The sequence below is a fragment of the Candidatus Dormiibacterota bacterium genome (assembly GCA_036495095.1).
Taxonomy (GTDB): domain Bacteria; phylum Chloroflexota; class Dormibacteria; order Aeolococcales; family Aeolococcaceae; genus CF-96.
In genome coordinates this window covers 1-9,967 of sequence record DASXNK010000198.1, presented here as the reverse complement: position 1 = coordinate 9,967, position 9,967 = coordinate 1, and the positions used below count along the sequence as shown (strand labels likewise).

Annotated in this window: 12 protein-coding genes, 1 tRNA gene and 1 pseudogene; 9 read left to right on the top strand and 5 right to left on the bottom strand. The window is 75.1% G+C overall.

The features are described from left to right. Nucleotides 1-26 precede the first annotated feature (26 nt). On the bottom strand, nt 27-689 hold the full coding sequence (locus VGL20_20275) for a DUF3105 domain-containing protein (protein HEY2706025.1): 663 nt from the start codon (nt 687-689) through the stop codon (nt 27-29). Between the two features lie 63 nt (nt 690-752). Between VGL20_20275 and coaE the strand changes: the two genes are divergently transcribed. Further along, the gene (coaE, locus tag VGL20_20270; GenBank protein HEY2706024.1) at nt 753-1,352 is read left to right on the top strand and encodes a dephospho-CoA kinase; all 600 of its coding nucleotides are present in this window, start codon (nt 753-755) and stop codon (nt 1,350-1,352) included. On the opposite strand, the gene VGL20_20265 is transcribed toward coaE, so the two are convergent. Next, on the bottom strand, nt 1,349-1,993 hold the full coding sequence (locus tag VGL20_20265; GenBank protein HEY2706023.1) for a TetR/AcrR family transcriptional regulator: 645 nt from the start codon (nt 1,991-1,993) through the stop codon (nt 1,349-1,351). The genes coaE and VGL20_20265 overlap by 4 nt on opposite strands. 79 nt (nt 1,994-2,072) lie before the next feature. Here VGL20_20265 and VGL20_20260 point away from each other — a divergent pair, with 79 nt between their 5' ends. After that, complete coding sequence (locus VGL20_20260) at nt 2,073-3,194, top strand: helix-hairpin-helix domain-containing protein (GenBank protein ID HEY2706022.1); 1,122 nt, start codon at nt 2,073-2,075, stop codon at nt 3,192-3,194. A 6-nt stretch (nt 3,195-3,200) separates the two neighbouring features. Then, on the top strand, nt 3,201-3,716 hold the full coding sequence (locus tag VGL20_20255; protein ID HEY2706021.1) for a hypothetical protein: 516 nt from the start codon (nt 3,201-3,203) through the stop codon (nt 3,714-3,716). 46 nt (nt 3,717-3,762) lie between these two features. Here VGL20_20255 and VGL20_20250 read toward each other — a convergent pair whose 3' ends face one another. Together VGL20_20250 and VGL20_20245 are read right to left on the bottom strand one after the other, a co-directional pair. Next, complete coding sequence (locus tag VGL20_20250) at nt 3,763-4,197, bottom strand: hypothetical protein (protein ID HEY2706020.1); 435 nt, start codon at nt 4,195-4,197, stop codon at nt 3,763-3,765. After that, nucleotides 4,194-5,072 (bottom strand): UTP--glucose-1-phosphate uridylyltransferase, encoded by an 879-nt coding sequence (locus VGL20_20245; protein HEY2706019.1) that lies wholly within the window; start codon nt 5,070-5,072, stop codon nt 4,194-4,196. Before VGL20_20245 ends, VGL20_20250 begins: the two co-directional genes overlap by 4 nt. Nucleotides 5,073-5,177: 105 nt before the next feature. Between VGL20_20245 and VGL20_20240 the strand changes: the two genes are divergently transcribed. From VGL20_20240 to VGL20_20225, 4 genes and pseudogenes are all read left to right on the top strand, one after another. Further along, nucleotides 5,178-5,254, top strand: a tRNA-Glu gene (locus VGL20_20240). A 30-nt stretch (nt 5,255-5,284) separates the two neighbouring features. Beyond that, nucleotides 5,285-5,407, top strand: a complete 123-nt coding sequence (locus VGL20_20235) for a hypothetical protein (protein ID HEY2706018.1) — start codon at nt 5,285-5,287, stop codon at nt 5,405-5,407. A 22-nt stretch (nt 5,408-5,429) separates the two neighbouring features. Further along, nucleotides 5,430-6,596 (top strand): annotated as a pseudogene (gene lhgO, locus VGL20_20230) (L-2-hydroxyglutarate oxidase). A gap of 17 nt (nt 6,597-6,613) precedes the next feature. Beyond that, entirely contained in the window at nt 6,614-7,789 is a 1,176-nt protein-coding gene (locus VGL20_20225) for an NAD(P)/FAD-dependent oxidoreductase (GenBank protein HEY2706017.1), read from the top strand. Here the strand turns inward: VGL20_20225 and VGL20_20220 are convergent, their stop codons facing one another. Further along, nucleotides 7,790-8,140, bottom strand: coding sequence for an FKBP-type peptidyl-prolyl cis-trans isomerase (locus VGL20_20220; protein HEY2706016.1), 351 nt, complete (start codon nt 8,138-8,140; stop codon nt 7,790-7,792). It lies immediately after the preceding gene. 365 nt (nt 8,141-8,505) lie between these two features. Between VGL20_20220 and VGL20_20215 the strand changes: the two genes are divergently transcribed. Further along, entirely contained in the window at nt 8,506-8,706 is a 201-nt protein-coding gene (locus tag VGL20_20215) for a hypothetical protein (protein HEY2706015.1), read from the top strand. A gap of 109 nt (nt 8,707-8,815) precedes the next feature. Then, nucleotides 8,816-9,922, top strand: a complete 1,107-nt coding sequence (locus tag VGL20_20210; protein HEY2706014.1) for a response regulator — start codon at nt 8,816-8,818, stop codon at nt 9,920-9,922. The last annotated feature ends 45 nt before the right edge of the window (nt 9,923-9,967 follow it).

Below are 9,967 nucleotides of genomic sequence, written 5' to 3'. Positions count from 1 at the left end.
CGCGCCCGCCTGGGCGGCCCATCCGCCTACGGGGTGTTGAGACCCTCGGGCGCGGTGTCGAGGTGGTTGTCGAAGAAGGCCTGCAGCTCGGTGGTGTCGACCTTGTCCATGGGGTCGTAGTAGTCCCAGGACACCGCCGCGAACTTCGCGGTCATTGACGGCCACGGGACGACGATGACCTTGGTGTAGGGGACGAACCCCTGCTGGCTCTTGGCCAGCGACACCAGCGCCGGGTCGGGGGCCTGCTTCTTCAACCAGGCGCGGATCTCCTCGAAGTCGGCGTCGCACCCCTTGGGGCAGTTGTAGAGCACCGCCATGTAGCCGTGCTCCAGGTTGTGGACCCAGTACTCGGCGGGGATGTTGGCGGTGTACGGATAGGCGCCCGCGGCGATCGGGGCCTGGCCGTAGCCGAGGCTGTAGTGGCAGCCGCTGGTCGGCGGGTTGTGCGCGTAGGTGATCTTGGTGGGTGGCGCGACGTGCTCGTGGGGCATCTCCGGGATGACCTGGGCGTGGTCGGTCTTCCCGTTGGTCTTGGGCGGGTTGGGACTGTACGGACCGGCGCTGTTGGGCCCGTACTGGCAGGTGCTGTTGTCGACGGTGCTGTCGGGGCTGCTTCCGCAGGCCGACAGCACGGCCGCGCCGGTCAGCGCGACGCAGAGGAGCAGCGGGAGGGAGCGGAATCGGAGCATGGGTCGGTGACTGTACCAAGATGGCAGCGAGCGGACAGCGACCGGGACCCAGGGGAGCGGGGCATGCGGCTGATCGGCCTGACCGGGGGCATCGCGACCGGCAAGAGCACGGTGGCGCGGCTGCTCGCCGGCCGCGGCGCCGCCGTGGTCGACGCCGACCTGCTCGCCCGCGAGGTGGTCGCGCCGGGCAGCCCCGCCCTCGAGGAGATCGCCTCCGCCTTCGGCCCCGGGGTGCTGACCGCCGCCGGCGAGCTCGACCGTCCCGGCCTCGCCGCCGTGGTCTTCGCCGACCCCGCCCGGCGCCGCATCCTCGAGGAGATCACCCACCCGCGCATCGCCGCGCTGATGGGGCGGCGCATCGCCGCCGGCCTCGAGTCGGGGGCGCCGCTGGTGGTCGCCGACATCCCGCTGCTCTTCGAGGGCGGCCGCACCGGCCTGGTCGAGGGGGTGATGCTCGTCGACGCCCCCGAGGACGTCCAGCTGCGCCGCCTCATGCTCCGCGACGGCCTCGACGAGGCCGCCGCCCGGGCCCGGGTCGCCGCCCAGATGCCGCTCGGCGAGAAGCGCCGCCTCGCCACCTGGGTGATCGACAACGGCGGCACCCCGGAGAGCACCGCCGCCCAGGTCGGCGACTGGTGGGAGCGCTGGGTCGGGAAGGGCTAGCTGCTGGCCGCCTTCCCCCTGCAGATGCCGTCCAGGAGCATCGCGACCAGCTGGCGCTCGTCGGCGGCGAACTCCTCGCGGGTGGTGCGGCGGAGGGTGCCGAGCACGTAGCCGGTCAGCACCATCTCGGCGGCGCCGAGGACGAGGTACGAGGCCAGCCGGCAGTCGAGGTCGGCGCGAAGCTCGCCCAGCTCCTGGGCGCGGTCGAGCATCCGCTCGACGATGACGAAGGCCTCGATGACGGTGCCGACGTCGTGGGACTCGATGAACTCGTACGAGCGGCTGATCTCGTTGATCATCACCGTCATCAGGTGGGGGTCGCTGCGGTAGGTCTCCACCCAGAAGTGCACCAGCCGGGCGAGGCGCTCGCGCACCGGCGCCGGCGACGCCGCCACCTCCTCGAGGTAGCCGAGGTGGCGTCCCCACCGCTCCTGGAAGATGGCGGCGAGGATCTCCTCCTTGTTCCGGAAATGGTGGTAGACGAGCCCGTACGCGATCCCCGCCGCCTCGGCGATGTCGGCGACGCGGGCGCCGTGGAGGCCCCGCCGGGCGAACACCTCGGTGGCGGCGGCGACGATGCGCTCGCGGGTGCGGACGCTGCGACCGCGGCGCGCTCCGGCCGGGACCGACTCGGAGGTCATCGCCGTCCCGGGCGGGGGCGGATTCGCAGCCTCACGTGGTGAGTGTAGTTCGCTCTCTCCCGCTGTACGATCACCAGGGATGGTTGGCAACGCGGACGTGGCGCGCACCCTCGAGCGCATCGCCGACCTGCTCGAGGTGATGGGCGAGAACGCCTTCAAGGTGCGCGCCTACCGGCTGGCCGCGCTGCAGGTGGAGAACCTCGGGTCCGAGCTGGCCGACCTCGCCGCCGCCGGCGAGCTCCGCGGCGTCTCCGGGTTCGGCCCGGCGATCGCCGGGAAGGTCGAGGAGCTGGTCGCCACCGGGCGGCTCGGCTACCTGGAGCGGCTCGAGGCCGAGGTCCCGGCCACCCTGCTGGAGATCTGCACCCTCGACGGCGTCGGCCCGCGCACCGCCCACATGCTGTGGAGGCAGGCGGCGATCGAGAGCCTCGACGCCCTCGAGGCGGCGGCCCGGTCGGGCGCGCTCGCCGGGCTGCCGCGGATGGGCGCGAGGACGGTCGAGAACATCCTCCGCTCGCTCGAGCGGCGCCGCGTGGAGGCGGGGCGCGGGCGCCGGCCGCGCGAGGCGGTGGCGCCCCTCGCCGCCGCCCTGCTCGAGGCGCTCCGCGGCATCGACGCCGCCGGCCGCGTGGAGGTGGCGGGCTCGTACCGCCGCGGCCGCCCCACCGTCGGCGACCTCGACCTGCTGGTGGCCACCGAGCGGCCCGCGGCGGTGCTCGCCGAGTTCGCCTCCCTCCCTGCGGTCGAGCGGGTGCTCCTCCGCGGCGACACCAAGTGCTCGGTGCACGCCGGCGGCGGCCTCCAGGTCGACTGCCGCGCGGTCGCCCCCGAGCAGTTCGGCGCCGCCTGGCAGTACTTCACCGGCTCGCAGGCGCACAACATCCGGCTGCGCGGGCTGGCGCTGCGGGCCGGTCTCACCCTCAACGAGTACGGCGTCTTTCGCGGGGGGACTCCCCCGGACCCGCTGCGTCTCTCCGGCGGCGAGCGCCTCGGCGGCGAGACCGAGGAGGAGGTCTACGCGCTGCTCGGCCTGCGCTGGATCCCGCCGGCGGCACGCGAGGGCGGCGCCGAGGTCGACGCCGCCCGGCTGCCGGGGACTCCCGAATCGCAAGCAGGGGACCCGTCCCGGCGTTTCCTCACCACAGACGGCCGTGCGGTTCGGGCCGAGCCCGTTCCGCTCCACCCCATCGGCGGACACTGACCACAGATGGACGAGCTGCTCATCAAGGTCCCGGCTCCCTTCAGCGGCGTGGAGGACGTGGGCTTCAGCGCCCGCTACCCGGCCCAGCGGCCGGGTGACCCGCTGCGCGACGTGACCATCTTCGTCGAGGGGCCGGCGCCGCCGATGCGCCGCCTGGTGGAGAGGCTCGCCCTCTTCGTCGAGAAGGACCAGATGATCGCCTCCGCGGCCGAGGACGACGCCTACTCCTGGACGGCGCCGATCCAGCTCACCGACGAGGTCTGCGTGCTGTCGTTCCGCGACCGCAGCCTGATCGGCGACTCCACCGAGTACGGACGGATGGAGCGCGGCTACGTCTGGAACCTGGTGCGCCCGCTCGCCTTCACGTTCCTGCGCGACTGCGTGCGCATCGGCGGCCTCCGCCTCGCCGACCGGATCGCCGTGGTCCTCGACCCCGGCCGTCCGCCGCTGGTCGACCTGGAGCTCGACCGCTCCTCGATCACCCCGGAGAACGGCACGGTCCTGCTGCACCGGACGTTCTGACAGGCGCTCCCCGGTCGGTTCCCGGCCCCGCTGAGGGGGCCGCACCTCACGGAAGCGGGGTGGGGATGACCGTGCCCGAGGGCGTCGGCGTCGCCGCACCCGAGGGCGCCGGGGTCGGCACCGGGGTCGGCGTCGCCGGGCCCACCTGCGGGCTGGGCGTGGGCGTGGGCGCCGGCGTCGGGGTCGGCGGCAGCGTCGGCGGCGCCGGCGGGACCGGGGCCGTCGGGCAGTTCGCGTAGAGCGGGTTGATGCTCGGCGCCGGCGTCGGCGACGGCACCGCGGTCGGGGTCGGCCTGTAGCCGGGGGGCAGCGGGGTGTACGTCGGGTAGGGGGTGTAGGTGGGGCAGGGCACCGGCGGCGGCGGGACGGTGGTGTGCGAGCTGCTGATCAGCAGCGAGATCGCCACCGCGATCGCGCCCACCACCACGGTGATGATGAAGCCGGCCGCACCCCACTCCCGACGCATCACCCTGCGGATCACGGCAGCGCCCGCGCGTGGAGGCCCTGCTCGAGCGCCTCGTGCAGCGCCGGGCCGAAGGTGGGATGGGAGGGCGCGGTGCGCAGCAGCGCCTGCAGCCAGCCCTCGGGGGTGCCCACGTCGAGCAGCTCACCCTCGAACTCCAGCCCCCAGATGGGACCGTCGGCCAGCGCCCCGGCGATGCCGTCGGTGAGCTGGATCTCGCCGCCCACTCCCGGCGGGGTGGAGGCGAGGGCTTCGAACACGGAGGGGGTGAGCACGTACCGGCCCATGATGGCGAGATCGCTGGGCGCCTCGTCGGGGGCGGGCTTCTCCACCATCGCGGTGACCCGGTGCAGCCGGCCCCGGCTCTCGGCGATGGCCACGCTGCCGTACCGCGAGATGCGGTCGCGGGGCACCCGCATCAGCGCCAGCATCGGGGTGCCCACCTCGCGGTGGGCGTCGACGAGCTGGGCGAGGATCGGGCGCTCGGCCCAGGAGAGGTCGTCGGGGAGCAGGCACGCGAAGGCGCGGTCACCGACCACCGTGCGGGCCTGGAGCACGGCGTGGCCGAGCCCGAGCGGCTCCGGCTGGTAGACGTAGGCGAACCGCGCCAGCCCCTGGGTGCGCCGCACCGCCTCGAGGCCGGCGCGCTTGCCCCGGGCCTCGAGGGTGCGCTCGAGCTCGGGGGCGCTGTCGAAGTGGGCGGCGAGCAGCTCCTTGCCGCGGCTCAGCACCACCACCATGGTGTCGAGGCCGGCGGCGACCGCCTCCTCCACCCCCCACTGCAGCACCGGGCGGTCGAGCACCGGCAGCAGCTCCTTCGGGAGCGCCTTGGTCGCCGGCAGGAAACGGGTGCCGAGGCCGGCGGCGGGGATGACGCAGTGCTGGATGCCCACGGCGGCGCATTGTGGCCGCTTGCACCGAGTTCCTGCATCCTCGGGGAGCGGGCTTATACTTCTGCCGCTCCTCCACGATCGTTCGCGGGGGCCAGCGCACCCCACGCCCCGTTCGTCTAGTGGCCCAGGACACCGCCCTCTCAAGGCGGAGATCATCGGTTCGAATCCGATACGGGGTACCACCCGCCAACTCGTTCGCCACCGAGGCTCCGATGCTCGCCAGTACCGCCCCGAACATCTTCTTCGTGATCGTCCTGCCGGTCATCCTGCTGGGAGCCGTGGTCACCGTCTCCGTCGGCGTCTACAAGGCGCTGGGCTCGGTCTTCCGCGGCTAGTCCCCGAGCCGTCGCCGTCGTCGGCGGCGGCATCGTCGGCCTGGCGACGGCCCGCGAGCTGCTGGGCCGGGGCGCCGGTCCGGTCACCGTGCTCGAGCGGGAGCCGGAGGTGGCCGCCCACCAGAGCGGTCACAACAGCGGGGTGGTCCACTCCGGGGTCCACTACCTCCCCGGCTCGCTCCGGGCCCGCTGCTGCGTCGAGGGGGCGCGGGCGCTCCGCGAGCTCTGCGCCGAGCTCGGGGTGCCCCTGGTCGAGCGGACCAAGCTGATCGTCGCCTCCCGCCCCGACGAGCTGCCCCGGCTCGAGGAGATCCACCGCCGGGGCTCCGCCAACGGAGTCGCCGGCCTGCGCGTCGCCGGCCCCGGGGAGATCGCCGAGCTGGAGCCCCACGCCGCCGGCCTCCGCGCCCTGGTGGTGCCGCGGGTCGGGGTGGTCGACTTCGCCGCGGTCACCCGCGCCCTCGCCGCGGCGGTGACCGCGGCGGGAGGCGAGGTGCGCACCGGGGTGCGGGCCCTCGGGGTGGAGCCCCGCGCCGGCGGGGTGCGGGTGCGCACCACCGCGGGCGACCTCGAGGCCGGCGCCGCGGTGCTCTGCGCCGGGCTGTGGTCGGACCGGATCGGGCGCGCCTCCGGGGTGGACGGCGGGGTGCGGGTGGTGCCCTTCCGCGGCGACTACTGGCTGCTTCGACCGGGGCGGGACCGGCTGGTGCGCGGCCTGATCTATCCGGTGCCCGACCCCGCCCTGCCGTTCCTCGGTGTCCACGCAACCCGGCGCGCCGACGGCGCGGTCTGGCTGGGCCCGAGCGCGGTGCTGGCGCTGTCGCGGCGCGGCTACCGCAGGGGCGCGGTCGACGGCGGCGACCTCCGGGCCCTCGCCTCCGACCCCGCGGTGTGGCGGCTGTGCGCCCGCCACTGGCGCGCCGGCGCCTCCGGGCTGATGCTCGACCGCAGCCGCCACCTGCTCGCCCGGGCGCTGCGCCGGCTGCTCCCCGGGGTGAGCGCGGCCGACCTCGTCCCCGGACCCTCCGGAGTGCGGGCCCAGGCGGTGGACGGCCGCGGCCGGCTCGCCGACGACTTCGTCCTCGCCCGTCGCGGCCCGGTGGTGGCGGTGGCCAACGCCCCCTCGCCGGGCGCCACCGCCAGCCTCGCCGTCGCCCGCCTCGTCGCCGACGCGGTGGCGGAGGCGTGAGCGGGCATGATCAGCCGATGCACGACGTGGTGGTCGCCGGCGGTGGCCCGGCCGGGCTGAGCGCGGCCCGCACCGCCGCCGAGGCGGGGGCGCGGGTGCTCCTGGTGGAGCGCGAGAGCGCCTTCGGCATCCCCACCCGCACCAGCGGCGGCAGCTTCATCGCCGACCTCGAGGCGCTCGGGGTCGACGCCGGCCTCTACAACCCGGTCACCGAGGTGCGCTTCCTCGGTCCCACCACCGAGGCGGTGGTCGGCTTCGAGCGGCCGGTGGTGTGCGTGCTCGACGTGCGCGCCCTCTACCAGCGGCTCGCCGAGCGGGCCGCCGCCGCGGGGGTCGAGCTGCGGCTGCGCACCACCGTGACCGGGGTCCGCACCGAGACCGGCGGGGTGGTGGTCGAGGCCCGGGGCAGCGGCGGCGCCCGCGAGCTGCGCGCCCGCCACGCCGTCGACGCCACCGGCACCGCCGCGGTGCTCACCGCCGCGGTGGGGATGCACCCCGCCTACGAGCGGCGGGCGGTCGGGGCCGAGATCGACATGGCCGCGCCCCATGCCCCCGCGGGCACCTGCTGGCTGATCGTCGGCGAGCGCCTCGCGCCCAACGGCTACGCCTGGCTCTTCCCCTACCGGCCGGGGCGAATCCGGGTCGGGGTGGGGGTGATGCGCCCCGACAGCGACGCCGACCCGCGGCGCCTGCTCGACGCGTTGCTCGCCCTCCCCGAGCTGGCCGAGACCCTCCGCGGCGCCCAGCCGCTCGAGCAGCACGCCGGCCTGATCCCGGTGGCTCCGCTGCGCGTCCCCATGGTCCGCGACGGGGTGGTCTGCGTCGGCGACGCCGCCTCCCACGCCTCCAGCCTGGTGGGCGAGGGCATCCGCTACGCGATCGGCGCCGGCGAGGCCGCGGGCAGGGCGCTCGGCGAGGCGGTGCGCAGCGCTGACTCGGCCCCGCTGCACCGCTTCGAGCAGCGCTGGCATGCCCGCCACCGCCGCGACTTCGCGGTCGCCTACCGCGTGAACCGGGCGCTGACCGGCTTCGTCGACGCCCGCTGGGACGCGGCGATCAGCGCCATCGGCGACACCCCCTCGTGGTTCGTCACCGCCTCGCTGCGCACCGACTTCCGCCCCCGGCACATCGCCCGGCTGGCGATCACCCGCCCGCGCCTCGCCGCCCGCTACGTGCGCGCCGCCCGGGGCTGATCAGCTCAGGATGCAGACGAGCTCGACATCGAAGGTCAGAGTGGCGTTGGCGGGGATGACCGGCGGGTAGCCCTGGGCGCCGTAGCCGAGCGCCGGGGGGATGACCAGCCGGCGGACGCCGCCCAGCTTCATCCCCACGATCCCCTCGTTCCAGCCCTTGATCACCGACGCCTGCCCGAGGTTGTCGACCTCGAACGGGGTCCGGCCGGAGCCGCGGGAGCTGTCGAAGAGCTTCCCGTCCTGGGTCCAGCCGCTGTAGTTCATGGTGACGTTCTTGCCGGCGGCCGCCTCGGCGCCGGTGCCGGGGGTGATGTCGCCGTACTTGAGCCCGTCGCCGGTGGTGGTGGTCAGCGTCACCGCCTGGTGGAAGTCGTCGGTGCGGGGCTGCACCTTGGCGCAGTTGCCCGACGCGGTGGCGGTGGTGGTGGTGGAGGCGCCCGCCGCCCCGCCGGCGTCGGCGGTCGGCGAGGTGGTGGCGTCGGTGGCACCGCAGCCGCTCAGCAGGACCAGCGCGGACGCGCCCGCCAGGGTCAGCAGGCGCCGGGGGAGGGTGGTGGTTCTCACGAGCGCGGGATGGTACCCGGGCGGACGGGAGCGGTGACGGCTCTGCGCCCGCGGCTCCGCACCGGCGGGCGCGCCCTACAATGGCCCGGGCAGCGGCGGTGGCGCCGCGTCCGTCGCCAGCCGCCTCACGAGAGGCCACAGGAGCCGCCGTCATGGCCAACACGATCAAGGAGTCCAAGGGAGTCACATCCCAGAAGGACATCCTCACCAAGGTTCGCTGCCCCATCTGCAACAACCTGATGCGCCAGAACGAGATCAGCGTCGAGATCGCGTTCCGCCACACCCGCAAGCCCGGCGAGCCCAAGCGCGAGCGGATCGTCAAGCACGCCAAGAACTGCGGCAAGGCGGCCTGAGGTCACGGGCAACGCCTCTGTGACGGCGGCTCGACAGTCCGTCGGACGGCCCCCGGGGATGCCGGGGGTCGGTGCTAGTCTCGGCTGAGCCGGGCGGATCCTCGCCGGCGTGAGCGAGGTGGAGATGCACACGTACGTCGACGGACTTGACCGCTTCCTCGGCGACCATCACAACGAGGTCGTCGTCGGCCTCGCCCTGGTGGTGCTCGCCGAGGCGGTGATCATCTGGCTCTGGGCGCGGCGCGCCGCGATCCTGCGCCACCGGCTGGCCGCCGCCGAGGAGGCCGCGGGCAGCGCGGCCACCCATGCCGCCGCCGCCCTCGCCGTCGACGCCCTCCGTCCCGCCGAGCGGGTGCTCGAGGCCGTCTCCGTCGCCGCCCAGCCGGCCTTCACCGCCGCCGCGCCGGTCGAGGCCCCCGCTCCCCGGCAGGAGCTGTACTCGGCTCCGGCCACGGTCTCGGCGCCGCAGCCGGCGCTGTACACGCCGCCCGCCCCGGAGCCCGCCGCCGCTCGGGCCTCCTCGGCACCCGACCTGTACGCCCCCCCGGTCACACCGGTGGAGACCGCCGCGGCGCTGCGTGCCGCGGCCGCCGCGAGCCAGCCCGAGCCCGCCGCCACCGGCGTCGCCGCCTGGACCCTCGAGGCCGCCGCCCAGATTCCGCCGGTCTCGATCGAGGAGCGCCTCGCGGGTCTCGGCGGGGTCGCCGCCTGGACCGAGACCGAGCCCCTGGCGGCCAGCTCCGCAGCCTGGACGTGGGGCAGCCCGGCCACCCCCGCCACCCCCGCGACCCCCGCCGCCGCGGTGGCCGCGGCGCCCGGCACCGACACCGCCGTCAACCTGCTGCTGGTGGAGGACGACGTCAACGTCGCCAAGCTCTACCGGATGCTCCTGGAGAGCCGCGGCTACACCGTGCGCCACGCCGCCGACGGCGTGGAGGGCCTCGACGCCGCCCGCCGCCAGCGCCCCGACCTCATCCTCCTCGACGTGATGATGCCGCGGATGAACGGAATCTCCTTCCTCCAGGCGCTCCGCGAGGACGCCACCCTCGGCGCCGTCCCCGCGGTGGTCCTCTCCAACTTCCGCGAGCCCCGCCGGGTCGAGCGCGCCATGGCCCTCGGCGCCCTCGAGTACATGGTCAAGGCCCAGACCCGGCCCGAGACCCTGGTCGGCGCCATCCCGCATTGGTTGAAGGGCGAGCGGGTCGTCACCGCCTAGAGTCGCTCCACCTGGGCGCGGTGGGCCGGACGACGGCGCTCGGCG

Excerpts from the sequence above, each read along its gene's own strand:
- VGL20_20275 (HEY2706025.1), bottom strand. The coding sequence starts at position 689 with ATGCTCCGATTCCGCTCCCTCCCGCTGCTCCTCTGCGTCGCGCTGACC.
- coaE (HEY2706024.1), top strand. The coding sequence starts at position 753 with ATGCGGCTGATCGGCCTGACCGGGGGCATCGCGACCGGCAAGAGCACG.
- VGL20_20265 (HEY2706023.1), bottom strand. The coding sequence starts at position 1,993 with ATGACCTCCGAGTCGGTCCCGGCCGGAGCGCGCCGCGGTCGCAGCGTC.
- VGL20_20260 (HEY2706022.1), top strand. The coding sequence starts at position 2,073 with ATGGTTGGCAACGCGGACGTGGCGCGCACCCTCGAGCGCATCGCCGAC.
- VGL20_20255 (HEY2706021.1), top strand. The coding sequence starts at position 3,201 with ATGGACGAGCTGCTCATCAAGGTCCCGGCTCCCTTCAGCGGCGTGGAG.
- VGL20_20235 (HEY2706018.1), top strand. The coding sequence starts at position 5,285 with ATGCTCGCCAGTACCGCCCCGAACATCTTCTTCGTGATCGTCCTGCCG.
- VGL20_20225 (HEY2706017.1), top strand. The coding sequence starts at position 6,614 with ATGCACGACGTGGTGGTCGCCGGCGGTGGCCCGGCCGGGCTGAGCGCG.
- VGL20_20215 (HEY2706015.1), top strand. The coding sequence starts at position 8,506 with ATGGCCAACACGATCAAGGAGTCCAAGGGAGTCACATCCCAGAAGGAC.